Here is a 24,574-nt window from a genome sequence, read left to right as displayed (position 1 = left end):
TAGAATACCATGTTTTATGCAGAAACACTGATTTTTTACGATGATTTTACTCTTTTTTCTAATTCAGCAATTTTGCTGTCTACCGTTTGTCTATAGTAATTTGTATTAATTTGATTTTCAAGCTGGTCAATATAGGTTTCCATTTCGTCAAACTGGCTGTAGGACGTATAAGATGCTTCTGTTTTCATTACTGAATTCATACGATGATGCGCACGAGCAATATTTTCGCGCCCCATTAGTTCCATACGGCGAATATGCATATCTTTTACCTTATGCTTCATTTCTTCATACTTTTGTTCAAGCTCTTCTAACTGCTTGGATGCATCTTCATAAGATTCTTTTACACGCTTTGCTCTCTCTTCGTAGTGAGCATGTTCTTTTAAAATAAATTCATGTAATTCCGCTTCTTCAGCTGCTTGTGCTACTTGTGCTTGCTCATGACGTTTTTTCATCATGTCAAGGGCCAGATGGTATTCGCGATTAAACTGTTCTTTTAACGTGTGCTGTCGCTCAACAAGCTGCCTTACCTTTTCGGTCTCCTGCTCGCATTGACGCAAATAGTGGTTTAGTGCAGCAATTGGATTTTTTTGTTCTTTGTGATCAAGCAATTGATGAAGATCTGCAGAAATCGTTTCTTTCATTCGAGTAAATAAGTTTCTCATTTTGTTCATCTCCTTAGATAATAAAGTAAACTTTTATTATTTTTGATTTAAGTCAGCCCACTGACGTTCAAAATGCTTAAACGGATCTTCTTTTTCCGTTTTTATAGGGCTGCTGCTGTTCCACTTTTTATATACAATGTAAAGTACTACTGCTGCGATGATACCAGTAAGGGCCGGGAGGTTTGAAACAGTTGTTAAGAGTACGACAACACCAATAAATCCCCAGAGCCATTTTTTAAAGGGGGCCTCTGCTTTAACAAACCCTTTAAATGCTACGTACAAAATAACCAAGCCAAGTGCAAGTCCTACCATCGGACCAGCATTTGCAAGAAGAACGATAGCAGCTACCGCTCCAATCAAAAACAAACCAACTTTTTTCATTTTGTCTCCTCCTTTCGCTTATCTATATACTTAGTTTAAGGATTATGACGTTTTTTCAAAACGAGCTAGAGCTTTATTTTCTCCTAAGACCTGAGGCTGACAACAAGCTCAGTCTGATTGTACAAAAAAATGACAGCTTATGATAAGCTGTCATTTTGACATAAAAAAAGCTCTTCCGTTATACGAAGAGCTGGGTTGGATTAAAATATAGTGTATAACAACAAGTGTCGATTGCTTTTCAATAACGTTCTGTAAGCCATGTTTTGTACCATTGTACTGCAAGCGGCTAGCTACCTCGTACTCCGGTGGCAATTATCTATCTACAAAATGTAACCATTTTGTCCTTCCTTCCGTTCAGTTCCTTCCAGAAAGTTCCCCTACCATTATTTGGGTTTCTCGCTCGAGGGGTTTACCTCGTTCCACTCTTACCATTTCTGATAAGACTTCGTCACTGTGGCACTTTCAGAGTAGTCAAGCCATATCTTAAAAAGACTTAGGCTTTTTCCCCGCCGTTAGCTTTTAACAGCTACCCTAGCTTATGACTTCGCTAGGCACGAACACTACAGACATCGCAGTCTGTGCGAGCATGGACTTTCCTCTACATCCTCATATGTGATGCAGCAATTACCCGAACGTTATTGATAACGACTTTCCTTAGTATAATAAAAATAGGAGTTGAATGCAACTCCTATTTTTAGGTTATTCGTATAATTTACTTCCAAACACATGTTTTTCTAAGTTAGACAAACGTTTTAAAATATCAAAGTTTGTCGTACCCGCTTGCTGCTGCTGTTGAGCCGGCGGCGGGGTAAACGAAGGTTGTTGCGGCTTTTTAGATAATTCTTCTACTTGCTTTTTTAAGCGTAAATTTTCAGTTTGTAATGCTTCAATTTCTTCATGAAATGCTTCATAATCTTTAATAACAGAATCTAGATACTTATCTACTTCTTCTTGATTATAGCCTCTCATGCCTGTTTTAAATTCTTTTTCTAAAATTTCTTTGGCCGTTAAACGGATTTTATCAGCTAACATCTCTATCACCTCGAATACGATAAACCTTATCTTTATTATAATTCATTTTTTCAAAAATAGCTTCAAATGTCAATTTATCTTTTAAAATGTTTCGCCAAGTGGCGTTAAAAAGATGAAAATTTTTCTTCATCCACGATATCCTGTAAGTCGTGAGACGTCACCATTATAATAGGGTATTCTTCTCGTTCAGCACGTTTTTTAGCCGTTTCTAACATATATTTAGGACTTCCTTCGTGCTCTTCGTCGTAAACTAAACAAATACCTTCACTTTTTTCTACTAAAAATTGATTTTTTAACCGAAACTGTGCTGGACTTTCATATTTCTTTTTTGTAATGCTATCTACATAATCTGCTTGACTTAAGACGAATTCATACAATTCTTTATTGACTTCATTCCATTTTTCTTCTTGCTCCAAAAACGGTGTTAAAACAGCTAACTGAAGCTCGGGATAATCGAGTTGGAGATCAAATACCACTTCTGCTGCCCAAATCTCTACTCCTAGCTGGCCACTAATCAATACCCATTCTAATCCATCTTCTACTAATTCCTGTAATTTTTTATAGAGCGCTTTTTTTATGTATGTAATGCCTTGATGTTTTTCATTAAAAATCCCAAGTTCGAATGGCTTATAACCAGTAACCGTTAGCACCTTCATTATATAACTCCTTTGTAACAAAATAGAATAGGAACTGATGTAATCAGCTCCTATTAACGTACAGTACATTATCTAAAATACCCTGAATTAGGTCCTTGATGCGCGCCTTTTGTATGACAGCTTCCTTGGCCGCAACCTTTGTGTCCCGGATAACTAGCACCTGCTACTTGACCTGGGTAGCCTCCTTGACCTGGATAACCAGCACCTGCTACTTGACCTGGGTAGCCTCCTTGACCTGGATAACCAGCACCTGCTACTTGACCTGGGTAGCCTCCCATTTGACCTGGATAGCCTGCTCCCCCTACTTGAGTTGGATATTGCTGCGCACCGCCAAAAAACTGTTGATTTGAAGTTTCATTTACAACAGATTGCGTTTGCGGGAAGTAATGCACGTGCTTCACATTTGTATGATTCACCAATGTATTATGACTTGGATGAATGTGAGGTACAACTACCTCCTGAGAAGTAAACTGCGTGCAGCATTTTGTTGGATGCACAATTGGTGGCATACATTTTGTTGGTCTTGGATACATATCCTTTTTCCCCTTTCACTGTTTAGTTATTACACTATTACAATATGTGAAGGGCAGTGTACATGTACTAAGACAAACACCTATTTTTGGCCTACATAAAGGAGTTATACGAATTTTTCAAACTGTTTAAGACAATTACTGTTAAACAAATTAATGCGAAAAATGATACTAAAATCACATTTTTCATGAGGCCTCTCTCCATCTCACCAAAGTTCTGTTTTTAAGCTGTAAGAATAAGTCTTACATTGACTAATTTTATCAATGACTGAAAAATAGAACAATATAAAACATCCACAAAAACAAAAGAATAATATTTCTGAATATTTCAAAATAAATCAGCTGAAGTCTATGCTTTAGCTGATTTATTTTTTAGTCTAACAAGTCTTTTTTCAAGCGCTTCCTTCGACGTTTTTTTAGTCATTTCTCTGAATTGATTCCACTTTTCCAAGGCCAGTTCAGTATATAGAAGTGCTTGATGAACATCTTTGAGACGATGCTCATAAATTTTAGCTAGCTCAACCAATGCTTCTATAGCGACGTCACCTTCACATGTTTGAACCAAGGGTTCAAACATGTCCACTGCCTCTTTCCAACTCTTCTCTTTTTTATAATGATAAGCCATCGCTAGCTGAGCTTTTTCATGCTCCTCTTTTTCTTTTTCCGCTACGCCCTGATAAAGAGAGAAAGCGTGCTTATTCTCCCCTAACTGCTCATACCACCTTGCTACTTCATATGTTTCTTTTTCTGTAAACTCCTCACTAGTAAGGAGATGTTTTGATAAATGAATGTATAAGGTGATAAGTGATAAAATATCATGTTCATTATGTTTCATAATGTCGAATAAGCCTCTTGGATTTTTCGTTTCAATAAAATCAAAATAAATCATGGGAGCTAAGAAACCTGGAATATCATCCACTCGTTCAATTCCAAGTATTTCATTTTCGACATTCGCAAGCTTAACCGAATTCATTTTATGTTTCCACAGCCTTCTTGATGCATGCAGTAAATCAAAGTGACCGAACTTAGGCAGCTTGGGCAAATGATCTCTCAATAGCGTATGACGAGTCTTCACATGAGGCCAATCGAAAGATTTTCCATTATAAGTCACAAGCGTCGTATAGTCTACTTCCTTTAAGAAACTTTCGTAAAATGCTACTTCTCCACTTGGCTCTGTTAATATATGCTGACGAAAAACGACGGAATCTTTTAGCACCCTTGCATATCCTAGCAAAAAGATAGTCGTTCCCGTACCTGTACTAAGCCCCGTCGTTTCCGTATCAAAGAAAAATAAATCTGAATATGTGCGGCCTTTTGATGAAAGCGGATGAGCAACTGTAGACCGATTCCATACTTCCACTACTTTTTTCAGCTCATTAAATTCATAATGTCCATGCTTGTAGTCGAGCGGGTAAACCACTTCTCTGATCATACAGTAGCTGTCTTCGGCAAAGTAAGGAACAGCATAATTTCCCTTCCATTCCTGCTCATAGGGAATAGACGCGCTTTTAGGTCGCTGCGGGTTGCTTTCAACCGGCGGCTTTGCTTCTGTAACATGAAGATGCTTTTTCATACGGTTTAATTTATTTTTAAAAGACACGAGTTCACCTACTTTGCAGTTGTTGTAGCAGCACGAGCGCATCGCTTTTTGCGTATTCTCCCTGTGCTTCCATACCGATACAAGACGGACAGCCGCTTTCGCAAGAACAATTTACAATTAATTGATTGGTTTGATTTAGCACATCATTCATTTGTTCGTATACTTTGTCACTTAGCCCAATGCCTCCCGGGTATCGATCATATAAGAAGATAGTCGGCTGTTCGTTGTGCACCGCTTTTATCTGAGGCACTACATGTAAATCAGACGGATCGCACATCACCATAAGCGGTGCAATTGACTGAAGGGCATTTGCCACGGAAATGAGCGCTTGTTCCAATCGTTCTTCAGATTCGTTAAACTGTTCTTTTTCAAAGCTTAGCCACACGGCATTTGTATGAAGCTCTTCTTCCGGAAGTGAAATGGGACCTGACCCTATGTTTTCATGCGTCTCAAACTTTATTTTTTTAAATATCGTAGCCATAGCGCTGACCATTACATCGCCATAACCGATTGAATATGTTCTCTCCATCCGTTCTTTATCAGCTTCTAGAACCTTTAAGTTAACCGCTAAGTTTGCATCGGTGAAATAGTCTACATCCACTTCACGAACATACGCTTTTTTCTCATCCCAGTCCAAGTATTCTACTTGATACTGAATGCCTTGATGCAAGTAAATCGCCTCATCATGAAGAAGCGTCATGGCACTAAAGCGATCCATTTCTCCAATTACTTTCACATTTGCAACGTCCGATTGATCAATGATGACAACATTTTCTTGGGATGCAGAGCGCAGACTGATATTATGAGCTGGGAACGAATCATTCATCCAGTACCATTTGTCTCCGCTAAAATGAATCACTCGCTCTTCTTGCAAAAACTCCAGGACGTCTTCAATTTCTACCCCATCAAATGTTTCTCCCTGCTTAAACGGCAGCTCATAGGACGCACATTTTAAATGATCGACTAAAATAACAAGATTATCAGGATTAATTCGAGCTGTTTCTGGATTTCTGCTAAAAAAGTAGTCCGGATGCTGAATCATATACTGATCAAGCGGACTTGAACTTGCGATCATCACAATGACGGCTTCTCCGTGACGTCTCCCTGCTCGTCCTGCTTGCTGCCAAGCGCTTGCAACCGTGCCTGGATAACCTGTCATCACACACACCTGCAGCTGCCCGATATCCACTCCTAGCTCTAAAGCATTCGTACTGACTACCCCGTAAATACTTCCCTCTCGAAGTCCTCTTTCTATTTCGCGTCGCTGCTTCGGCAAATATCCTCCGCGGTACCCTTGAATAGACTTATTTTGAAGCTGGTTTTTTACGAGCTCCTGCAGATACGTTAAAATAATTTCCACTCGTACTCGGCTTCGTGCAAATACAATCGTTTGAATTTTATTTTTCAAAAACTCTCCTGCAATATTTCGCACTTCAAGCGTAGCACTTCTTCTAATGTTTAACGGTTTATTAACAATAGGAGGGTTATAAAAAATAAAATGCTTGCGGCCGCTAGGCGCTCCGTTGTTATCTACTAACATAACATGAGCTCCCGTTAAATGTTCAGCGAGTTCTTTTGGGTTAGCGATGGTCGCTGATGTACAAATAAAGATAGGATTGCTTCCATAGTAGCGGCAAATTCGCTTTAACCGGCGTATAACGTTGGCTACATGGCTTCCAAAAACACCGCGGTACGTATGAAGTTCATCAATCACAATGTACTTCAAGTTTTCAAACAGTGATACCCATTTAGTATGATGAGGTAAAATAGCTGAATGAAGCATATCTGGATTCGTAATAACAATATGACCTGCTTTTCTCACCTTTTGACGGATGTTTGCCGGAGTATCTCCATCATACGTGTAGCTATTGATTGGCACTTCCATTTCTTCAATGATTTCATTTAACTCACTTTTTTGATCTTGGGCAAGCGCTTTTGTTGGAAACAAATAAAGAGCTCTAGCCTGATCATTCTCCATAATACTCTGGAGTACCGGCAAGTTGTAGCACAATGTTTTCCCTGATGCTGTCGGCGTCACAGCCACAACATTCTTCTTAGCTGTCGCCAAATCAAACGCTGTTTTTTGATGCGTATAAAGCGAACCAATTCCTCGATTCTCAAGTGCTTGCCGCAGTTTCGTATGCAAAGAAGCTGGAAATGGCGCAGTTTTAGCTTCTTTCTCTTCGATTGTATGCCAATGAACGATATTTTGCTGATATGACGGATTCGTTTGCAAGATATCCATTACTTCTTGTAAGTTTTTTCGTATTCTCATTTTCATCACCTGCTTCTATTTTAACGAATGAACGTTCGATAGAAAACCATAAGTTTTTGTATGTTTTTGGTGGATTCGGACATGGTATTAATACAGTAAATTTTTCAAGGAGATGTTAAAAATGGGAAGCCCTTATCTTTGCCCTAGCTGCAAAACAAATCGAACGCGCTTTAATATCATTGAACAAAATGCAAAACCTGTAAAAATGGATCCAAGAAGCGGAGACGTCGTAGAAGAATACACAAACGATACACTCGATGCCTTTCATGCTGCTTATAACGGACCGCAAAAACGCATTCAGTGCGGAGCTTGCGGCTTAGTAGAAGATGAGACCATGTTTGTACGGCATGCTGAATCGAATAAACTTCAATAAAAAAGGTGAGGCTCTTTGTCCTCACCTTTAATCATATAAATCTTTATGCTTTTTCTTAATCAAAAAGCAGACATTTTCATCTAAAAAATTCATGTCTTTTCTTATACAAACATGCTAAAATACCTAAAAAAGATATGGAGATGATGGTCATGTCATTCCTTCTTTCTCTTTTACCTTTCTCCTTTTTGAAGAAATTTCGTTTTCCTTCTGGAAGAGAAGTTAATGAAGATAAAATGTTCGATAAAACGAATGTAGAAATGCTTCAACAAAGAGTCAAGCTAGTTTCACTTGCTCTTGTAGTTTCCTATCCTATTTATATTTATATAGGTTTTTCTTTACTTCAACATGCGGGAACATCTCAGTTTAGACATACACTAATTGGTATTCATTTCACTAGTTTTGCTCTCTCCTCTCTTTATTTATTTTTCTATTATGTTAGTAAGAGAAAAGAGCGGTTTGCTAACTGCTTAAGCACCATTGTATATGGCTATATATTTTATTACGTATTTGCTGCAGCACTTTCTACTATTAACAGTCAGCTTTTCACAGGTCGCGTAGACGTATATATGATGCTGTTGATTTCCACAGCTGTTTTGTGTCCTATGAAATTAAAACAGCTGTGCATCATTTTTATTCCTAACCATCTTTTTTTACTATACGGCTTATCACGATATGTACCGGATTCTTTTTCTCTTATTTCAAAGCAGATCAATACAACTGCAGCAGTTGCTATCGCTTTACTTATTTCATACATTCTTTATACATACCGTCACAAAGAATATATGAGTCATTTACAGCTAAAAAAAAGCGAACGTAATTTTTTTACGCTGTTCAAAATTAATCCCTACCCTTTACTATTAACAAGATTATCCGACCACAAAGTGCTGCTCATTAACAATAAAGCTATTCATTTTTACAATCTTGCTTCTCAAGATCTTGATCAAATAGACGGATTTATAATCTATCCCACCGATGAAGATCGAGAGGAGATTTTAAAACGTCTTCAACAAGAGAAATATGTAAAAAACTACATCCTAGAAGCAAGGGAATATGGAGATTCTAAGTGGGTTATGATCAATTATGAATTACTAGAGTATCAAAGCGAAAGCTGCATACTCGCAGGTATTACCGATATAACCGATTTAAAAGCGGTTGAGCATGAATTGAGCTTGCATGCTTCAACTGATATGCTAACCGGAATTTTAAATCGAAGAAGTGGAATGGAAAAACTGCACCTGGAGCTGCTGAGAGCAAAAACCAATGATACACCTTTTCTATTATGTTTTATCGATATTAATTCTTTAAAACTAATAAATGATCAATACGGTCATAGAGAAGGCGACTGGCTTATTAAAACAATAGCAGAATCAATTAGTGGTTATATTAGCAAAGATGACACGCTCTTTCGCTACGGAGGCGATGAGTTTTTATTAATTGCTCCTGAACAAACGGAAGAATACGTACAAGAGCTGTGGCAAAATATTAATGAGCAGCTAGAAGGTAAAAAGAAAGAATTTAATAAGCCATATGCACTGTCTGCGAGTTACGGATTTATTATATGTGCGCCTTCAGACGACACCAACCTAGATACATTAATTCAAAAAGCAGATGCTGCCATGTATAAGCAAAAACATACGCGCGTTTCTTCCGCCTTTAAGTAAATCATCGAAGTCCTTGCGCCATCGATTCGCTAAATAGAATGATCAAGGAATAAATCCGTGCATGAATTACGCATGCACTTTCTTTCTTTGCAAAGAAAAACTATAATAGATGATGCAAGTATTTTACTGATATATGGAAAGGACGTACATATGTTTACAATTAAAGAATATACAGCTGAACAATTGCAGGATCCATTTGGTCTCCTTCTAGGTGAACGCTATGAATTTCATTTATACATTGAGGTAGAAGAAGATGATGAATTATATACGGGCAACGACCTAGCACTACGCTTAGTATATATTAAAGGCGAAGATAACACTTCTATTGCCCAAACTCATTTCTACGAAGTTTCAACAAATAAAGTATTAGACTTCGACCTTGAAGAAGAGGAAGAAGAAGCTGTAAAAGAGTTTTGCGGGAAGCATTTACCTTCAGAGGAAGGTACAAATAACGAGGAATAATCAAAAATAAGCTCTTTAAAAAGAGCTTATTTTTGATTTCGTTTTTCCATTAGTTTTTTAACTACTTCTTTTGGCTCCCAGCATGTAAACTGATAAGAAGGTCGGGTCTCATAGCCTAGTCTTTTGCAAAGATACTTCATTCCCTTATCCAATTTAATGCTTTGAAAATGTTGACATGTGGCACAGCAATGAAATGAACTCATGCCTTCCCTTCTCCCCTACTTTAATCTATTTTCTTAATCATACAAATAAAACAAATTTGTATAAAAAAAAGCTGCCTATCGGCAGCTTTCATATGTAGCGTTGAATTATAATTTTACAACATTCTCCGCTTGAGGTCCACGTTGACCTTCAACGATTTCAAATTCAACTTTTTGGCCTTCTTCTAATGTTTTGAAGCCTTCAGATTGGATAGCTGAAAAATGAACGAATACGTCATTTTCGCCTGGTACTTCGATAAAACCGAAGCCCTTTTCACTGTTAAACCATTTTACTGTACCTGTAGTAGCCATGTAAAAAACCTCCAAAAAATGTAAAAATTTTAATATGTTACTCTATATTTACATTTATACCGTAAATAAAAAATTCACATATTATAAAAGAGACCTACGCGAAGTAGATCTCCTTTATAACAAGTGAATTTTCACTAAATCTAATTCGAGTATATGGTCAAACGTAGTATTCATTACATTTATTAAATTTGGTTGCGTTTACATTATACTATACCTATATGTAGAATGCAAATATTGGGCCATTCTTAACATATGGCTCATCCGTTTTGCAAAATATTTATCTTCCTTACGTCAGCATGTTATCAATATGGGCGTCGATAATTTCTTTTCGTTTATTTTGCAGGGTCTCAAATAATAGCTTAGCTTCTTCTGAAGTTAGTGCAAACGTTGTTGTTTCTTCATGGTTTTCTTCTTTTGTATGAAGCACAAATATGCTTTGTTGGATTCCACTCATACATATTCCTCCTTTTTCGATAGTATAGGCTTTTTTATATTTTTCATGTATGCTTCACACGTTTTTAACAAATTATAAGAAAGGTTAAAACTTATAAGGAGTGATACTATCATGAAGAAATCGTTTTTGTTTGTTGTAGGCTGCATGACGACCCTTTCTTTATTCGGCTGCAGCACAGCAGATCAAGGTAAAGATGGCGTCATTGATGATGACACAGTCCGCAACGTCACATATGAAAATGGGAACAATAAAACGAAAATGAATGACGTAAACGATACGCAAGACGTACAGCGTAACGAAAAAGAACAGTATAATCAGTCCGGCGGAATGAGAGTAGCCGATGTGGCGGCTGATCGTATCGTAGCGTTAAAAAATGTAAAAGATGCTAATGTAATCGTAACCGATCATACAGCTTATGTAGCAGCTGTATTAGACGATAACAAAGAAGGTAATCTCACAAAAGATATGGAGCATAAGATTGCACATGAAGTGAGAAAAGCCGACGGCAGTGTTCATCGAGTGTTTGTATCAACAAACCCTGATTTTGTAAACCGTATGAACGGATATGTAGACAAGCTTCAAACGGGCAAACCAGTTTCTGGACTGTTTAACGAATTTTCCGAAGTTGTTCGACGCGTATTCCCGAATTCACGCTAATATACATGAATGTCAAAAGAGCATTTTATAAAATGCTCTTTTTATTTTACCTATTGCATAAAATATTGCATAAAAAATACGCTGATAAATATCTGAATATTTTTATTTTACTTTATTTTGAAAACGATTTCATTTCTTTTGTATAAAGGTTTGGGGGATTTTAGACTTAGAAAATTTACGATTTTACGGGTTGATAGTATAGGAAAAGTTTGTTAGTTTTAAAAACCATAAGACGTTTTCATGGGATGTGTTGCTTATCCCGTGCATAAAAAATGCATAAAGGGGAGATTTTGTGGATATTGGGGTTTATATTTCACTCGGCATTTATTTTGTAGGAATGCTCGGAATAGGATGGTATGCCTATACAAAAACCACTGAAGATGTAGCTGGCTATATGTTAGGAGGACGCGGGCTAGGTCCAGCCGTTACCGCCCTTTCAGCTGGCGCTTCGGATATGAGTGGGTGGATGTTAATGGGTCTTCCTGGCTCCATGTATGTAACGGGCCTTTCTAGCGTATGGCTAGCAGTAGGATTGTCTATAGGTGCTTATTTAAACTATTTAATCCTTGCTCCGCGCCTTCGCACTTATACGGAAGTAGCGAACGACTCCATTACAATTCCAGACTTTTTTGAAAATCGCTTTGGCGACCATGCCAAGGTTCTTCGAACAGTATCAGCAATCGTTATCTTTATCTTCTTCACTCTTTACACTTCAGCTGGTATGGTATCAGGTGGACGATTATTTGAATCGGCATTTAGTTTAAATTATCAAATTGGCTTGTTCGTAACAGCATCTGTTGTTATTGCCTACACTCTTTTCGGCGGATTTTTAGCCGTTAGTTTAACAGATTTTGTTCAAGGTGTTATTATGTTTCTTGCCTTAGTTTTAGTACCCATTGTAGCTTTTACCAATGTTGGAGGCGTTAACACAACAATGGATATTGTACAGGACATTAATCCAGCATACCTTGACATTTTTAAAGGTACGACCGTTTTAGGTATTATATCTTTCTTAGCCTGGGGACTTGGCTATTTCGGACAGCCACATATTATCGTGCGCTTTATGGCTATCTCTTCTGTTAAGGAGTTAAAACCCGCACGTCGTATTGGAATGAGCTGGATGATTATTTCTATTATTGGTGCTATGCTGACAGGGCTTGTTGGAATTGCATATGTAGAAAAAACGGGTATGAAACTAGCAGATCCTGAAACTATTTTTATTAAATTTGCGGATATACTCTTCAATCCGTTAATTACTGGATTTTTATATGCAGCTTTACTAGCGGCAATTATGAGTACCATTTCTTCTCAGCTGCTTGTAACGGCAAGCTCTGTTACAGAAGACTTTTATAAAACATTTTTCCGACGCAAGGCCTCTGACAAAGAGCTTGTGACGGTTGGAAGAGCTGCGGTTTTAGGTGTTGCAATTATTGGCATTTTGCTTTCTTTAAAACCTAGTGATACGATTTTAGGGCTGGTTGGATATGCTTGGGCTGGATTTGGTTCAGCTTTTGGTCCTGCTATTTTACTAAGTCTTTACTGGAAGCGTATGACTCGATGGGGAGCACTTGCAGGGATGATTGTAGGTGCTGCTACAGTATTAATTTGGGTAAATACTCCATTGAAGGATGCCCTTTACGAAATGATTCCTGGGTTCTTTTTAAGCTTATTAGCTGTTATTATTGTAAGTTTACTAACAAAGAAACCGTCAAACGATGTTCAAAATCAATTCATTGAAATGAAAGAAATCTTAATAAAAGAATCGAAATAAACAAAAAGAAGCTGAAGAAAAGTATGTTAGTTGAAGGAAGATCCGAACGATGAATCTAGATTCTTGATGAAGAATCAAATTCGTTCGGATTTTTTTATTGGTATGGTGAATGTAGGTTTCATGTATGTAGGTGCTTCTAGCGGTTGATTTAGTTATGTCTCAATCTCTTTTTGTTTTTAATCTCCTTTTCTTATCATATATATACTAAAGATCAATAAAGGAGGTTTTTGGTATGCAACATTCTTATTTCCCGTATGAACCTACACAGCAACTGCGCGTAGATACACAAAATAGAGAAATTAAAGTAATTGGTGAAGGAAGTGTTTCAGCAGTTCCAAATGAAATTTCCATGACGATTGGAACGCGCACGGAAAACCGAGACGTTCAAGAAGCCTTAAAAGAAAATTCAGCTGTTTCAAATACTCTGCTGCAAGAGATAAAAAACCTTGGAATTAATGACCAGCAAATTGAAACGGCTTCATTCACCATAAATCCTAAATATGATTATAGCGATGGAAAATCGACTCTTACAGGATACGAAGTACAGCACTTATTTAGAGTAAGAGTACAAGATGTAAAACAAGCGGGCGACGTCTATAACGCTACGTTTTCGAGCGGAGCCAACGTAGCGCAAGACCTTCAATTCCACGTTACAAATGATGATAAATATGAACAAGAAGCGATAAGTAAAGCTTTGCTTAACGCTAAGGAAAAGGCCTTTACCATTGCCAACACGCTGCAGCTTCCTATTAACCAAATCCCTATTTTAATCGAAGAAGGATCCGTCTATCAGTCATCTGGCTCCTCGCCTAAGTTATTAGCGGCCTCTCCCCCTATTCAAGCTCAGTCCTTGACTGTATCTGCTTCTGTAAAAGTTACGTACACGTATTAATACTTATGGTAAACTATAGATTATTATAATGAAGAAACTAATCTAAAGGAGCACTTTGCACAATGACTTCTGAACATTTACTAGCAGCTTATCAAACCCTATGGTTGAACCGTTCGTTCGCTTCTAAACAAGCCATGACAAGTGAAGATCAGCTTCACGAAGCCATTATGAAAGATTTAAAGGATGAAATGACTCATCCACGCGTCCGGCAAACACCGCATGTAAAATATCATCTTGGCATAAAAAGAATTCTAAACAGCAGTCTCTCCTCTGATGAAAAAGTTGCGCTTACGTTCCTATACACAAACCTTTTAGATAGCTGTATATAACGATAAAAAGGACTTCCTTGATGGAAGTCCTTTTTTTATTTAATTAACGCTTTTTCTTCTAAGCTTTGAAAAACGGCGTCAAAGTCTTGCTTCAAATCCTCGAATTCCTCTAACCCTACTGAAAGGCGAAGAAGTGAATCAGTAATTCCTTTTTCTTCACGTACTTCTTTTGGGATACTTGCATGAGACATTGTTGCAGGATGCGTTAGAATGGATTCAACTGCACCTAGACTAACGCCAATTGAAGCCAATTTCACTCCTTGTAAAATATGTCGTGCTACTTTTTCATCCTGTACTTGGAAAGAAATCATAGCTCCGTATCCATTTGCTTGTTCTGAAATCAGCTTGTGGTCTGGATGACTTTCTAAGCCTGGATAGTATACACAGCTTACTAGAGATTGTTCTTCAAGCCACTTTGCAAACTGCAGCGCTGTTTTTAACTGCTGATCTAAACGAACTTTTAATGTCTTAATTCCTCGAAGCAGTAAAAAACAATCCTGTGGTCCTAAGATAGCACCAAAAGCATTTTGTACAAACTTTACTTCTTCTGCTAGCTTTTCATCGCTTACCACAACTAGACCGCCAATGACGTCACTGTGACCGCTGATATATTTTGTAGCACTATGAATCACAATATTTACACCAAGGTCAATCGGCTGCTGTAGATAAGGTGTTAAAAACGTGTTATCTACAATTGTAAGGAGATTGCGCTCCTTCGCCAAACTTGCTACTGCTTTAATATCCGTTACCTGTAAAAATGGATTTGAAGGGCTTTCGATATAAATAGCTCTCGTATCTTTTGTGATTGCTTCTTCTACTTTCTCAACCTTCGTTGTATCAACAAAAGTTGTTTTGATACCAAACTTTGAAAATAACCGTGTTAATACACGATATGTCCCGCCGTACGTATCGTGTGAAACTAAAATTTCATCCCCTGATTCAAAAATAGATAACACCGATGAGATAGCAGCCATACCTGATGAAAAAGCAAAACCAGCGTATCCATTTTCTAGCTGAGCAATGGTGTTTTCTAAAGCCTCACGAGTTGGATTTCCTGAACGAGAATAGTCATAGCGGCCGTTGTTCGTCTCATCTTCTTGGTTAAATGTAGATACCTGATAAATAGGTACGTTAACCGCTCCAAAATGACCGTCAATTCCTGTATTTGCATGAATTAAGTTCGTACCGAATCTATGTTTATTATTGTTGGTATGCATCAAATGCCTCCTTCAAATCTTTAATTAAATCATCTGCGTGCTCAATTCCAACTGATAATCGCAGTAAACAGTTTGTTACTCCAACACGATTTCGAATTTCCTCGGGAATATCAGCGTGTGTTTGACGAGCTGGGAATGTCATTAAACTTTCCACGCCTCCTAAGCTTTCTGCAAATGTAATAACTTTAACATTTTCCAAAAGCGTGGACACGATGTCAGGGTGTGAGACAGCAAAAGAAATCATGCCTCCAAATCCAGTCGCTTGTTTCTTCATGATTTCATAGCCTGGATGTGTTTCAAGACCAGGGTAATACACTTTTTCTACGAGATCATGAGCAGTAAGCCAATTTGCAATTTCCAGTGCGTTTTCGTTATGCTTTTCCATACGAAGCGCTAGCGTCTTAACACCGCGCAACAACAACCAGCTATCTTGTGGACCTAAGATTGCCCCAGCTGCATTTTGATAAAAACGAATTTTCTCTCCTAAGCTACTACATCGAGCGACTACAAGACCAGCAACTACATCATTATGCCCCCCAATGTATTTGCTCGCACTATGTATCACAATATCTGCTCCAAGCTCTAAAGGACGCTGATAGTAAGGGGACATGAATGTATTGTCAACGATAGTAAGCAAATCATGCTGTTTAGCTAACGCAATTGCTTCGGGCAAATCAGTCACGTGCATCATTGGATTTGTAGGTGTTTCAATAAATAAAGCTTTCGTGTTGGGACGAAGCGCATCTTTTACTTGCTCGAGATGGGCTGTGTTGACGTACGAAACAGTAATTCCTTGCTCTGAAAAGATTTCATTTAGTACTCGGTACGTTCCTCCGTATAAATCTTCTGATACAATTAAATGATCTCCGTTTTTAAATAGTGCTAAAACTGCCATTACGCCCGCCATTCCTGAAGCAAATGCTACTCCTACTTCTCCTTTTTCTAAAGCAGCAATTGCTTCTTCCAATGCTGTACGAGTAGGATTTGCCGTACGTGCATAGTCAAATCCTGTACTTTGCCCTAAAGCAGGATGAGCAAATGTTGATGCTTGATAAATGGGTGTTGTAATAGAACCTGTTGAAGGGTCGCGACCTACTCCTGAACGAACTAATAAAGTTTCAATTTTCATCTATTTCTCTCCTTAACTCAAAATAAAAAACACTCTTCACAGATGGAAGAGTGTTCGTTTATACACGATTTCTCTCATCTGTTAGAACAATACTGATGTTCCACAGGAATTAGCACCGTTCAAATGAATGTTTCATTTGATGGTTGCCGGGCATCGCAGGGCCAGTCCCTCCGCCACTCTTGATAAGAGTTCTATATAATTGTTGGTGGTTAACATTTGTTGTTAATAACTTTAATAAAGATTTTCTTTATTGTCAACATAATTTTCTAAAAAATTCAAATCATCTCATTTGTTTATTCAATATACTTGTCCTGATAAGCACATAAAAAAAAGAGACGACAGCCAGGTCTCTTTTTCTAAGGCAAGTGCACAGATTTTACGTGAGCTAACTTCCAATACATACTTTCTCCATTTGCCGTAATTAGTTCAACAATATTATTAGAAACTTCTTTAAGTACGCCAATTTTTTCTGATTGATCCCCTAAATCTAATACGACCAGTTGATTTTCATATTTTTTAAGCTGCTCTTCAAAGTTTCTGACAAAAGGTGCAGAGGCGGGCCTTACCGGGAGCTCTTTGTCACTTAAAGAATAAGGGGTTAACTCATTACTGTAAGGGGTAAGCCATTTCAAATGATGTAGAGAAACAAAGACATTTTTATACACTGGAGAATAAAACACAAGATAATCATTCAGCACGCTTGTGATATAGCCATGCAATGATTTCCCTCCCGTTACATAAATTTCAATAAATTTCCCTTTTGCCTGCTGTAAAATATTACGATAAGAAATTCGCTGACTTTCTTCTATCAAGTTCTCTTCTATTTCACGTAAAACCGTATAGTCTTCTTCTGATACTTCTCGCAAACGATGCATGTGTAAAAGAGGAATATACAAATAATCATGTCCATTATACAAAATCATGACATCTAACCCTAAGTCAACAAGTCTGCCAATAAAATTAGTTTTCCCTGAAATATCTACTTCTACAATTTTATTAATATAACGATTTATACTCATTCTCCTCCCTCTTTCCTATATGACAGAAAAGGTGCTTTATAAGCACCTTTTTTGTTCTTATTCATTATGCTTTCCAACGATAATTTTTTGTTTGGATGACTTGCTCTCTTGACGCTGACGAGTGTGAACCTGTGCGGCGGCTTTTTCCTGACGAGTGTGAACCTGTGCGGCGGCTTCTTCCTGTACGACCTTCTGGAACGCCTTCCGTTGATCCTCCGTCTTCAGTATTTGTATTTTCCTCTTTCTGCTCATCATCTTGATTATTATTTTGTTTAAAAGATCCTTTTGCTCCTACACAAATGGTTTTAACATGTCTTGGCTGTAAGCGTAATACTTGATTGTCCTGAACAAGGGTAAAAGTACCATTCCGACTTTGCACCAATACACCTTCTACAGCTTCTGGACCGCCGCCGTTGATCGATACCCATTTGTGTGATAGATGAGTAAATAAATTATTAAAGTTTTTTGATTTCATATAAGTTGGTTCCTGATTTGTAGCAAATTGATTATTCATTTGAATGTTATTATTGTTATTATTGTTATTATTGTTTTGATATTCACTTATACTTTTTACATGTTCAACATTGATATAGACGATACCATCATCTTCCGACAGTAATACAAGGTAAGCAGACTCTGACGAACCTAATACGTCAAGGAGCTGGCCTGCTTTTTTCTCAGGACCCCCTTGATTTATTTGAACATATTTACTTTTCAGTAATGATAAAGTACTAGCAAATGTCTTGCCTCTATACAACTCTAAAGTACCTTCATTATCAAACCCGGTAAACGTCTGTGCTGAATTTGACATAGCATCTTCCGTAATACTCTTAACATGGGATAAATGATAATATACAACAGTATATTCTTGTTGATTATTTTGATTATTTTGGTTGCTTTGGTTGTTTTGGTTGCTATTTCCCTCATTATTATTTTCATCATTGTTATTATTGTTATCGTTTTCTACTGCTAATATTAAATAATCAGACTGAACATCAAGTAAATAACCTGTTTTTGATTCAGGACCTCCTCGATAAACTGTCACCATTCTTCCTTTTAAAGGTTTAAACTGCGAAGAATAGCCTTTATCAGGTCGATTTGCATTTTTGCTGTGGCTGCGTTTTCGGTTTGGATTTGAATCTTGACCTTGATTTTGCCCATAATAATAATAATAGTTTTCCATTCTTTTTCCTCCTTGTTAGTCATCCATATTGGTCATTCATACTGTATATATACGTATCATGTACAGCTATTGATTTCGTACATTTGCCTATTATTAACAAATTCCACTTCTGCCTATCATTCTATGGTATCTAAAAAGTAAGAAGATTATTTTTAATATATGCTGTTCGGTCTTTTATAAAGGATAAAATAAATGCCGGCTCCTCATAAAATTGTTCTATATTGTTTTTTACATAAGGATCTTTCAAAATATAAGGCTTAAGCTCTTCGTGCATTTGATAGACGATGGGTTTCATATATTCCACTGTAAATTGATTATTTAGAACATTGTTCATCTTTTTAATATAACGCTTTTTAATTCCATCTACTGCCAATAAACGAGCTGTAAGCGTGTTGAATCCTTGTGCACGGACATAATCTCCTTCCATTACTTTTCCATTTACATCCCTTCCCCAAGTCGCATCATAATCCCATGGAATCAGTTCAAAGCGTCCACTGTCATGGTTTCGATAGAGAGCATAATTATGAACAAAACCGTCATAATTTTGCATACAAATAATACCAACTAACCAAGATAAGTACCGGTCGACGTTTAGATACTTCTCAATATTCTGTTCGAATTCTGTATTTGTCCATGTATTAACATTAAATATAAACTGTTCTAATTTTTCCTTATCTCCTTGTTTCACTACTTTATCTTCATAACCTGATAATAGGGATGTTTTCGGCTTTTTATCCAAATCACTCATTAAAGAAAAATTAGCATCTCCGTCTACTGCATAAAATATGGATCCATCCGCCAAATTTCTTTTTTTCAAAAATAGTTCATCTACCGATTCGAGCTGAAGATATATTCCTTCATTTTTACCGTTAATTGTGAGGTTTATAAACTGAGACTGAGGAGATAAAACGTCTAAGGAGGAGAAAAAATCGAGGGATAATTTGTTACGCATAAGGGATGGATCTTTGTATTCAGCGTTCAAATGTATTTCTTTAGAATGCTGAAAGATTTTTGGGGAATAAAATTCAATAAAATATGACTTTTTCTTCATCTTCCGAATATGTGAGCCTCTTAGCAACAAATCAATATCGTAGCGCTTTTTGTTAAATTTCATCGTTGCCTGAACGACTTCTTCTGACCAAATGTCTCTGTGCATTTCTTTTAAATCTTTTACATTTACAAACAAAGCGTATTGAGGAATTTCTTTTTGTTTCATTACTTGACCACCTTTCTTCAATTAATAAATTATATGAACCTCAAATTCACCGTGATACCTCATCCTATCAACTATTTATGTAAATTCCACTTTTGCCCTATATCAAAAATCAATACTGCAACGTATCCTATTAAGACAATACCTAGTCCAATATATAGGAGGTTTTTTAATTGCATATTACAGCTCAAAAAATTAAAGAAGCTGCAGAGGCCCTGGAGTGTACAGAATTAAAATCTTTTATGTTTCAAGAGCCGACTGCCGGCCCTCTGACAAGACGTCGCCGTTCTTCTCGTAGTTCTTCTCGTAGTTCTTCTCGTAGTTCTTCTCGTGGTTCTTCTCGTGGTTCTTCTCGTCGTTCTTCTCGTGGTTCTTCTCGTCATTCTTCTCATCGCTCTACTCGCCGTTCTACTCGCCGTTCTACTCGCCGCTCTTCTCGCCGTTCTACTCGCCGTTCTACTCGCCGTTCTACTCGCCGTTCTACTCGCCGTTCTACTCGCCGTTCTACTCGCCGTTCTACTCGTCGTTCTTCTCGTCGCTCTACTCGCCGCTCTTCTCGCCGCTCTTCTCGCCGTTCTACTCGCCGCTCTTCTCGCCGCTCTTCTCGCCGTTCTTCTCGCCGCTCTTCTCGCCGTTCTACTCGCCGCTCTTCTCGCCGTTCTTCTCGCCGTTCTTCCCGAAGTACCCGCCGTTCTTCTCGTGGAACTCGCCGCTCTCGCCGTGCTTAATTTCTCTAAACGCTCATCTTTATTGAAAAAAAACGCCGAAGAGCCATGAGCGTCTTCGGCGTTTTTTTCCACTTATAGAAGAGGAACATTTGGAAATATACTAAGATGGAGCGTTATTCATTTTACATAGAAAAGGAGAGGTTTTATGAAAAAAAACAAACATCAAATTTCAACTTCATCAACAACAGATATCGAAGAAGTCAAACGTTTAAATGCTCAGTCTGGATTAACTTACAATGAAGTATTTACACTTCTTGGAGAAAACTATTTGAAAAATCAAAAGAAGAAATAATAAGCAGGGACTAGAAAACACCTTCTAGTCCTTATACTTTGAAAATCCCGGAAAATCCTTTTACTAGGGATGTTAATTGGTTCATAGCTCCCATCATCTGCCCTGCAGTATTCATCATCTTGTTCATATCGTAATTGCCATCACTTGATTTAAACTGGGACATTAATGACTGAAACTGAGAAGGCTGAGGCTTTTGTTGCTGAGCTTTAGGGTATGGATTAAAAGGCGCACCTGCATTATTGTACATGGGCTGCTGGTACATTCCGTTCATATAGGGAATTTGCTGAGGACCAAAAGGCATTTGTTGCTGAGCGTACGGATGTTGCGGCATATAAGCTTCCGTCCATGGCTGCTGATGATACTGCGGAAATGGATGTACCTGACTTAAATCAAAACGTTCTGGTTGATGTTGCTCATAATACGGATAGTGCTTACTTGTATACATGCAAAATCAATACCTCCTTTTTAATATTACATAATATATAGTATGTATGCAGAAATAAGAGGTGACGTTCGTCTACTTGTACTTTTGGAGAACGCATTCAAAAATATGTAGGTTTCTGTCGAAAGTTTAAATTTTTCAAAAAAACGAGATTATTTAAATATATGGTACGATAAGAACAAGTGATACTACGATACGTAGTGGCACAAATGGGGATTAGGAGGGAATTTACATGTATGTGAACGAACTTCAAGAAGCTTTTATAGCGGTGAAACAGTATGAGCCGCAGTCAAGTAATGAATTACTCGATTTTGCTCAGCAGCAGTATTTAAAAGGTTTTTTAACTCCTATGAATTACAAAGCCGCTGTACGTGAACTCGAACAAATTGGAGCTACTAAGCCCGATTTTAGTGCACAAGACGATTAATTTTTTTTACTACCACCGAGAAATCGGTGGTTTCTTTGTTTCCTTTAAAGTGGACACATACTTCTTTTTTGACTTGTTTATACTATAAAAGCTTTAACGTAGTATTCAATAAAGGAGGTCTATCTCATGAGTCGTGGAAAACATTTTGATCACAAAAAACAGGGACAAAGTGCAGTAAATAAAACAAATAACGCCGTTGCTTCTAAACATACCGAAAAAGTTGATTATCATATCGATACAGTCGCTTCACAAGATCACCCAGCTGTTTCTATCCAATCTCAAAAAGATTTTGATTAACTTTTTATTGATCATGATAAAAAGAGGCTGGGACATAACAAAATGAATCCAATCTAGAAACGAACAAATGGGATACATGAGCTGAACCGCTTATGACCCCGCAGTTGATCTCCGTGCAAGGCTTCATTTTCTGCGGGGTCTCATCTGTTTCGCTTTTCCCGCAGGAGTCTTCGCCTTGCCCTCCAATCAACTACTCGACGGAACGAAACAGATGAAACCTATGCTGATCATCAAAAAAACGAACTACGAATCAAAAAATGATCGATAGTTCGTTTTTCACTTCGAGTAAAATACTTTTGTTACCATTTCATACATAGAAAATCCCCACCTTGTAGATCTTAACGGAAGGCCGGGATTAATTATTCAATATCGACTCGAGCACATACTTATTTGAGTGATACATCTTTTTAAATCGCTTTTCTCGCGTCTCGGGATAAAATGACTGTAGTACAACGTTTTGTAAATTTTCTTTTAACGTCTCTACTTGATTAACATGAATATATTTTGGTCGCTCTTTCTTCAGCCATTCCGTTACGAGACTAGCCCATTCATCAAGTTCTTTGAAGAAAATATCTCCATAAGGCTTTACTTCTTCAAAAAATTTCACTTCATAATTTTCTTCCTGTTGAATAGACGCTAATCGTTCTACAGCTACTTCATTATATTGAAACATGATCTCCGTACTTTTTTTCACATCTTCATTCATCGTTATTCGTCACCTCTACGATGACTATTGTAACATAAACAATCTTTATACTGTATGAAGAACCATTTCTCTTCGGCTTCTACTCCATTCTGTTTCGGAAGGCATGCTTTCATACACAGCTACTTCAATTTCTTGCAGTGATTGGTCAATGCGATGAACTTGTTCCATATATGTTTCTTCACAATGTGTAAATGCTTCATTTATAGATGTAGACATCGTTTTATCCACTAAATCTACTTGCTCTAGTAAGCTATCTAATAAAGTCATCATTTCGCTTGTTTTAACCATACTTTGTTTCATCGCCATCCCTCCAAATTTTCCTTTGCATAACGTATTCTCTTTTTTATTTAATGTCCCTTCACACATGACAAAACTAGTTTCTATTCGTCAAAGAAAGATGTTTTCGACATTTTCATTTATGGTGAATCGAAAGAGAACATATTGAAAACACTAGTATAGACATTTCAGCTAAGCGGATACATTCTGCTGCTGAACGTTCATTACAACATGATAGGAGGTGCCTAGATATGGCCAACAAAGAGCAAAAATCACAGCCTAAAAATAAGCCTGAAACAAAAACCTACGGTGATCCTAAAAAGTTAAACGGTCCTAACCAGCCTTCTACTTAAGAACAAAACGGTCACTTGTGACCGTTTTTATTTACATTAACTACTTGCGCTACTTTCATTAATATATGCAGCTGCTTTTGCTTTTGAAGATACCACTTTGTAAAATGAACTTTCTTTGGAAAATGCGGCTTTTTCATGAGCTTTTGTTCCTCTTTTTTTGTTAAAAACCACTTTTCTCTCTTTTTTTCATGATGTCTAATAGCCGGATACACCTTTCGAAGTGCAGGTGTACAGCAACTGGTTTCATCCACAAAATACTGCTCATAATCGTATCTCGAACCCGTATGCTTTGTTTTCAAAGAAAATTCATAAAACGAGGGATAATACTTTTCATGAAATAATAAAGCCGCTAATTTCTTCCCCAAATCAATCCGATTATTTACTTTTGTAAAATCATGAACAGAACAACCGTATAGCTCCCCTTTTGTAGTAGGAAAAAGGACGGAGCTAAAGTGGAATATATCTTGAAAAAAAAACAGCATACTTTTAAACACTTTATCTTGATAAAAAGGCTGTTCAATAACGGGCTTTTGAATAACGTGCTGCTCATTCACAATTAACGCATGAATAAGCTCCAGTTCACAAGGTTTCTGCATAAATTGCCTCCACTTCTCTTCGATAAAAGATGAAACATTTAAATAGGGAAGTAAATGAAGGTAAGAGACATGTTTTTTACGCGAAACAGCATACAATAGTAATTGCGGGAAGGCATCTTTGAAAATAAGCCAATTTGCTCTTTCGTACGTCAAAAATAATAAATCGCGCGTTTGCTTTGATAACGCTTTTTTCATGGTTTTCCCTTGCAAATCACACATATTCCACCCTGCGTTTCGGGATACCATACTTGCGAGAAATGCCCACTTTACTTCAGGATATCTATGATAAAAAGTTGCATAAGCTTGGGTTCTTGATATATTATCAATATTCAGCTTGTCTGTTGTTTTTTTAATCGCCGTCAACAGCGCTTGTTCCGAACTATTGAGTGACATCTCTTCATCTTCTTTCATCTATTTTTATTTGTAGGATTTGGTATAATAGAATTTGT

At 37.4% G+C, this 24,574-nt stretch carries 31 protein-coding genes, 1 other RNA gene and 1 riboswitch; of the genes, 12 read left to right on the top strand and 20 right to left on the bottom strand.

The window, feature by feature from the left end:
* Positions 1–35: 35 nt before the first annotated feature.
* From JNUCC25_RS07225 to JNUCC25_RS07190, 8 genes are all read right to left on the bottom strand, one after another.
* Complete coding sequence (locus JNUCC25_RS07225; protein WP_013056142.1) at positions 36–662, bottom strand: PspA/IM30 family protein; 627 nt, start codon at positions 660–662, stop codon at positions 36–38.
* Positions 663–698: 36 nt separating this feature from the next.
* Positions 699–1,043 carry a lmo0954 family membrane protein gene (locus tag JNUCC25_RS07220; protein WP_454223017.1) on the bottom strand — a complete coding sequence of 115 codons (345 nt, stop codon included), beginning with the start codon at positions 1,041–1,043 and terminating at the stop codon, positions 699–701.
* A gap of 247 nt (positions 1,044–1,290) precedes the next feature.
* An RNA gene (gene rnpB, locus JNUCC25_RS07215) (RNase P RNA component class B) lies at positions 1,291–1,679 on the bottom strand.
* A gap of 63 nt (positions 1,680–1,742) precedes the next feature.
* A complete protein-coding gene (gene gpsB, locus JNUCC25_RS07210; protein WP_013056140.1) occupies positions 1,743–2,075 on the bottom strand; it encodes a cell division regulator GpsB in 333 nt (110 codons plus the stop codon).
* 104 nt (positions 2,076–2,179) lie between these two features.
* Positions 2,180–2,731 (bottom strand): DUF1273 domain-containing protein, encoded by a 552-nt coding sequence (locus JNUCC25_RS07205; RefSeq protein ID WP_013056138.1) that lies wholly within the window; start codon positions 2,729–2,731, stop codon positions 2,180–2,182.
* A 68-nt stretch (positions 2,732–2,799) separates the two neighbouring features.
* Complete coding sequence (locus JNUCC25_RS07200; RefSeq protein WP_061859656.1) at positions 2,800–3,264, bottom strand: spore coat protein; 465 nt, start codon at positions 3,262–3,264, stop codon at positions 2,800–2,802.
* A gap of 346 nt (positions 3,265–3,610) precedes the next feature.
* Positions 3,611–4,861, bottom strand: a complete 1,251-nt coding sequence (locus JNUCC25_RS07195) for a ribonuclease H-like domain-containing protein (RefSeq protein WP_029325139.1) — start codon at positions 4,859–4,861, stop codon at positions 3,611–3,613.
* 4 nt (positions 4,862–4,865) lie between these two features.
* The gene (locus tag JNUCC25_RS07190) at positions 4,866–7,136 is read right to left on the bottom strand and encodes a DEAD/DEAH box helicase (RefSeq protein WP_013056135.1); all 2,271 of its coding nucleotides are present in this window, start codon (positions 7,134–7,136) and stop codon (positions 4,866–4,868) included.
* A 121-nt stretch (positions 7,137–7,257) separates the two neighbouring features.
* Between JNUCC25_RS07190 and JNUCC25_RS07185 the strand changes: the two genes are divergently transcribed.
* The 3 genes from JNUCC25_RS07185 (at position 7,258) to JNUCC25_RS07175 (ending at position 9,632) form a co-directional block, all read left to right on the top strand.
* A complete protein-coding gene (locus JNUCC25_RS07185) occupies positions 7,258–7,509 on the top strand; it encodes a hypothetical protein (RefSeq protein ID WP_013056134.1) in 252 nt (83 codons plus the stop codon).
* Between the two features lie 149 nt (positions 7,510–7,658).
* Complete coding sequence (locus JNUCC25_RS07180) at positions 7,659–9,170, top strand: sensor domain-containing diguanylate cyclase (protein WP_029325138.1); 1,512 nt, start codon at positions 7,659–7,661, stop codon at positions 9,168–9,170.
* Positions 9,171–9,320: 150 nt separating this feature from the next.
* Entirely contained in the window at positions 9,321–9,632 is a 312-nt protein-coding gene (locus tag JNUCC25_RS07175) for a DUF6509 family protein (protein ID WP_013056132.1), read from the top strand.
* Between the two features lie 26 nt (positions 9,633–9,658).
* Here JNUCC25_RS07175 and JNUCC25_RS07170 read toward each other — a convergent pair whose 3' ends face one another.
* From JNUCC25_RS07170 to JNUCC25_RS07160, 3 genes are all read right to left on the bottom strand, one after another.
* A complete protein-coding gene (locus tag JNUCC25_RS07170; protein WP_170959566.1) occupies positions 9,659–9,835 on the bottom strand; it encodes a hypothetical protein in 177 nt (58 codons plus the stop codon).
* Between the two features lie 105 nt (positions 9,836–9,940).
* Positions 9,941–10,144: a cold-shock protein gene (locus tag JNUCC25_RS07165; protein WP_013056130.1), complete on the bottom strand. Its 204-nt coding sequence runs from the start codon at positions 10,142–10,144 to the stop codon at positions 9,941–9,943.
* A gap of 286 nt (positions 10,145–10,430) precedes the next feature.
* On the bottom strand, positions 10,431–10,598 hold the full coding sequence (locus tag JNUCC25_RS07160; protein ID WP_013056129.1) for a hypothetical protein: 168 nt from the start codon (positions 10,596–10,598) through the stop codon (positions 10,431–10,433).
* A 111-nt stretch (positions 10,599–10,709) separates the two neighbouring features.
* On the opposite strand from JNUCC25_RS07160, the gene JNUCC25_RS07155 reads away from it, so the two are divergent.
* From JNUCC25_RS07155 to JNUCC25_RS07140, 4 genes are all read left to right on the top strand, one after another.
* Positions 10,710–11,255: a YhcN/YlaJ family sporulation lipoprotein gene (locus JNUCC25_RS07155; RefSeq protein ID WP_013056128.1), complete on the top strand. Its 546-nt coding sequence runs from the start codon at positions 10,710–10,712 to the stop codon at positions 11,253–11,255.
* 292 nt (positions 11,256–11,547) lie between these two features.
* Positions 11,548–13,026, top strand: a complete 1,479-nt coding sequence (putP, locus tag JNUCC25_RS07150; protein ID WP_013056127.1) for a sodium/proline symporter PutP — start codon at positions 11,548–11,550, stop codon at positions 13,024–13,026.
* Positions 13,027–13,258: 232 nt separating this feature from the next.
* Complete coding sequence (locus tag JNUCC25_RS07145) at positions 13,259–13,918, top strand: SIMPL domain-containing protein (RefSeq protein WP_013056125.1); 660 nt, start codon at positions 13,259–13,261, stop codon at positions 13,916–13,918.
* Positions 13,919–13,980: 62 nt separating this feature from the next.
* Positions 13,981–14,247: a hypothetical protein gene (locus JNUCC25_RS07140; protein WP_029325137.1), complete on the top strand. Its 267-nt coding sequence runs from the start codon at positions 13,981–13,983 to the stop codon at positions 14,245–14,247.
* 35 nt (positions 14,248–14,282) lie between these two features.
* Here the strand turns inward: JNUCC25_RS07140 and JNUCC25_RS07135 are convergent, their stop codons facing one another.
* The 5 genes from JNUCC25_RS07135 to JNUCC25_RS07115 all read right to left on the bottom strand — a co-directional run bounded on the left by JNUCC25_RS07135 (position 14,283) and on the right by JNUCC25_RS07115 (position 20,011).
* Entirely contained in the window at positions 14,283–15,464 is a 1,182-nt protein-coding gene (locus tag JNUCC25_RS07135) for a trans-sulfuration enzyme family protein (protein WP_013056123.1), read from the bottom strand.
* Positions 15,448–16,593: a trans-sulfuration enzyme family protein gene (locus JNUCC25_RS07130; RefSeq protein WP_029325136.1), complete on the bottom strand. Its 1,146-nt coding sequence runs from the start codon at positions 16,591–16,593 to the stop codon at positions 15,448–15,450. Before JNUCC25_RS07130 ends, JNUCC25_RS07135 begins: the two co-directional genes overlap by 17 nt.
* Before the next feature lie 71 nt (positions 16,594–16,664).
* Positions 16,665–16,782: riboswitch (SAM riboswitch) on the bottom strand.
* Between the two features lie 167 nt (positions 16,783–16,949).
* Positions 16,950–17,612, bottom strand: coding sequence for a hypothetical protein (locus JNUCC25_RS07125; protein ID WP_029325135.1), 663 nt, complete (start codon positions 17,610–17,612; stop codon positions 16,950–16,952).
* Positions 17,613–17,676: 64 nt separating this feature from the next.
* A complete protein-coding gene (locus JNUCC25_RS07120) occupies positions 17,677–18,795 on the bottom strand; it encodes a hypothetical protein (RefSeq protein WP_064471480.1) in 1,119 nt (372 codons plus the stop codon).
* A gap of 130 nt (positions 18,796–18,925) precedes the next feature.
* Positions 18,926–20,011, bottom strand: a complete 1,086-nt coding sequence (locus JNUCC25_RS07115; RefSeq protein WP_029325133.1) for a CotH kinase family protein — start codon at positions 20,009–20,011, stop codon at positions 18,926–18,928.
* A gap of 170 nt (positions 20,012–20,181) precedes the next feature.
* Between JNUCC25_RS07115 and JNUCC25_RS07110 the strand changes: the two genes are divergently transcribed.
* Together JNUCC25_RS07110 and JNUCC25_RS07105 are read left to right on the top strand one after the other, a co-directional pair.
* Positions 20,182–20,736, top strand: coding sequence for a CotG/ExsB N-terminal domain-containing protein (locus JNUCC25_RS07110; protein WP_454223011.1), 555 nt, complete (start codon positions 20,182–20,184; stop codon positions 20,734–20,736).
* 145 nt (positions 20,737–20,881) lie between these two features.
* Positions 20,882–21,028, top strand: coding sequence for a hypothetical protein (locus JNUCC25_RS07105; protein ID WP_013082337.1), 147 nt, complete (start codon positions 20,882–20,884; stop codon positions 21,026–21,028).
* Between the two features lie 31 nt (positions 21,029–21,059).
* On the opposite strand, the gene JNUCC25_RS07100 is transcribed toward JNUCC25_RS07105, so the two are convergent.
* Positions 21,060–21,473 (bottom strand): YppG family protein, encoded by a 414-nt coding sequence (locus tag JNUCC25_RS07100; protein WP_013056116.1) that lies wholly within the window; start codon positions 21,471–21,473, stop codon positions 21,060–21,062.
* A gap of 229 nt (positions 21,474–21,702) precedes the next feature.
* Here JNUCC25_RS07100 and JNUCC25_RS07095 point away from each other — a divergent pair, with 229 nt between their 5' ends.
* Positions 21,703–21,897 (top strand): YppF family protein, encoded by a 195-nt coding sequence (locus tag JNUCC25_RS07095; protein ID WP_013056115.1) that lies wholly within the window; start codon positions 21,703–21,705, stop codon positions 21,895–21,897.
* A 126-nt stretch (positions 21,898–22,023) separates the two neighbouring features.
* Complete coding sequence (locus JNUCC25_RS07090) at positions 22,024–22,194, top strand: hypothetical protein (protein WP_165573332.1); 171 nt, start codon at positions 22,024–22,026, stop codon at positions 22,192–22,194.
* A gap of 355 nt (positions 22,195–22,549) precedes the next feature.
* On the opposite strand, the gene JNUCC25_RS07085 is transcribed toward JNUCC25_RS07090, so the two are convergent.
* Positions 22,550–22,900 carry a YppE family protein gene (locus JNUCC25_RS07085; RefSeq protein ID WP_013056113.1) on the bottom strand — a complete coding sequence of 117 codons (351 nt, stop codon included), beginning with the start codon at positions 22,898–22,900 and terminating at the stop codon, positions 22,550–22,552.
* A gap of 45 nt (positions 22,901–22,945) precedes the next feature.
* Entirely contained in the window at positions 22,946–23,200 is a 255-nt protein-coding gene (locus tag JNUCC25_RS07080) for a hypothetical protein (RefSeq protein ID WP_029325131.1), read from the bottom strand.
* Positions 23,201–23,427: 227 nt separating this feature from the next.
* On the opposite strand from JNUCC25_RS07080, the gene JNUCC25_RS07075 reads away from it, so the two are divergent.
* The gene (locus JNUCC25_RS07075; protein ID WP_373274930.1) at positions 23,428–23,529 is read left to right on the top strand and encodes a spore protein; all 102 of its coding nucleotides are present in this window, start codon (positions 23,428–23,430) and stop codon (positions 23,527–23,529) included.
* An 11-nt stretch (positions 23,530–23,540) separates the two neighbouring features.
* On the opposite strand, the gene JNUCC25_RS07070 is transcribed toward JNUCC25_RS07075, so the two are convergent.
* Positions 23,541–24,536, bottom strand: a complete 996-nt coding sequence (locus JNUCC25_RS07070; protein ID WP_029325130.1) for a DUF2515 family protein — start codon at positions 24,534–24,536, stop codon at positions 23,541–23,543.
* Positions 24,537–24,574 lie beyond the last annotated feature (38 nt).

Source organism: Priestia sp. JNUCC 25, assembly GCF_053667915.1.
Note: the sequence above shows the minus strand (reverse complement) of the source record. Positions and strands in the feature narration are given on the sequence as shown.

Excerpts from the sequence above, each read along its gene's own strand:
- JNUCC25_RS07205 (WP_013056138.1), bottom strand. The coding sequence starts at position 2,731 with ATGAAGGTGCTAACGGTTACTGGTTATAAGCCATTCGAACTTGGGATT.
- JNUCC25_RS07105 (WP_013082337.1), top strand. The coding sequence starts at position 20,882 with ATGAAAAAAAACAAACATCAAATTTCAACTTCATCAACAACAGATATC.
- JNUCC25_RS07070 (WP_029325130.1), bottom strand. The coding sequence starts at position 24,536 with ATGAAAGAAGATGAAGAGATGTCACTCAATAGTTCGGAACAAGCGCTG.
- JNUCC25_RS07225 (WP_013056142.1), bottom strand. The coding sequence starts at position 662 with ATGAGAAACTTATTTACTCGAATGAAAGAAACGATTTCTGCAGATCTT.
- JNUCC25_RS07120 (WP_064471480.1), bottom strand. The coding sequence starts at position 18,795 with ATGGAAAACTATTATTATTATTATGGGCAAAATCAAGGTCAAGATTCA.
- JNUCC25_RS07115 (WP_029325133.1), bottom strand. The coding sequence starts at position 20,011 with ATGAAACAAAAAGAAATTCCTCAATACGCTTTGTTTGTAAATGTAAAA.
- JNUCC25_RS07095 (WP_013056115.1), top strand. The coding sequence starts at position 21,703 with ATGTATGTGAACGAACTTCAAGAAGCTTTTATAGCGGTGAAACAGTAT.
- JNUCC25_RS07175 (WP_013056132.1), top strand. The coding sequence starts at position 9,321 with ATGTTTACAATTAAAGAATATACAGCTGAACAATTGCAGGATCCATTT.
- JNUCC25_RS07155 (WP_013056128.1), top strand. The coding sequence starts at position 10,710 with ATGAAGAAATCGTTTTTGTTTGTTGTAGGCTGCATGACGACCCTTTCT.
- JNUCC25_RS07090 (WP_165573332.1), top strand. The coding sequence starts at position 22,024 with ATGAGTCGTGGAAAACATTTTGATCACAAAAAACAGGGACAAAGTGCA.
- JNUCC25_RS07160 (WP_013056129.1), bottom strand. The coding sequence starts at position 10,598 with ATGAGTGGAATCCAACAAAGCATATTTGTGCTTCATACAAAAGAAGAA.
- JNUCC25_RS07140 (WP_029325137.1), top strand. The coding sequence starts at position 13,981 with ATGACTTCTGAACATTTACTAGCAGCTTATCAAACCCTATGGTTGAAC.
- JNUCC25_RS07130 (WP_029325136.1), bottom strand. The coding sequence starts at position 16,593 with ATGAAAATTGAAACTTTATTAGTTCGTTCAGGAGTAGGTCGCGACCCT.
- JNUCC25_RS07220 (WP_454223017.1), bottom strand. The coding sequence starts at position 1,043 with ATGAAAAAAGTTGGTTTGTTTTTGATTGGAGCGGTAGCTGCTATCGTT.
- JNUCC25_RS07200 (WP_061859656.1), bottom strand. The coding sequence starts at position 3,264 with ATGTATCCAAGACCAACAAAATGTATGCCACCAATTGTGCATCCAACA.
- JNUCC25_RS07170 (WP_170959566.1), bottom strand. The coding sequence starts at position 9,835 with ATGAGTTCATTTCATTGCTGTGCCACATGTCAACATTTTCAAAGCATT.
- JNUCC25_RS07145 (WP_013056125.1), top strand. The coding sequence starts at position 13,259 with ATGCAACATTCTTATTTCCCGTATGAACCTACACAGCAACTGCGCGTA.
- JNUCC25_RS07190 (WP_013056135.1), bottom strand. The coding sequence starts at position 7,136 with ATGAGAATACGAAAAAACTTACAAGAAGTAATGGATATCTTGCAAACG.
- JNUCC25_RS07135 (WP_013056123.1), bottom strand. The coding sequence starts at position 15,464 with ATGCATACCAACAATAATAAACATAGATTCGGTACGAACTTAATTCAT.
- JNUCC25_RS07125 (WP_029325135.1), bottom strand. The coding sequence starts at position 17,612 with ATGAGTATAAATCGTTATATTAATAAAATTGTAGAAGTAGATATTTCA.
- JNUCC25_RS07080 (WP_029325131.1), bottom strand. The coding sequence starts at position 23,200 with ATGAAACAAAGTATGGTTAAAACAAGCGAAATGATGACTTTATTAGAT.
- JNUCC25_RS07165 (WP_013056130.1), bottom strand. The coding sequence starts at position 10,144 with ATGGCTACTACAGGTACAGTAAAATGGTTTAACAGTGAAAAGGGCTTC.
- JNUCC25_RS07085 (WP_013056113.1), bottom strand. The coding sequence starts at position 22,900 with ATGAATGAAGATGTGAAAAAAAGTACGGAGATCATGTTTCAATATAAT.
- JNUCC25_RS07100 (WP_013056116.1), bottom strand. The coding sequence starts at position 21,473 with ATGTATACAAGTAAGCACTATCCGTATTATGAGCAACATCAACCAGAA.
- JNUCC25_RS07075 (WP_373274930.1), top strand. The coding sequence starts at position 23,428 with ATGGCCAACAAAGAGCAAAAATCACAGCCTAAAAATAAGCCTGAAACA.
- JNUCC25_RS07180 (WP_029325138.1), top strand. The coding sequence starts at position 7,659 with ATGTCATTCCTTCTTTCTCTTTTACCTTTCTCCTTTTTGAAGAAATTT.
- JNUCC25_RS07185 (WP_013056134.1), top strand. The coding sequence starts at position 7,258 with ATGGGAAGCCCTTATCTTTGCCCTAGCTGCAAAACAAATCGAACGCGC.
- gpsB (WP_013056140.1), bottom strand. The coding sequence starts at position 2,075 with ATGTTAGCTGATAAAATCCGTTTAACGGCCAAAGAAATTTTAGAAAAA.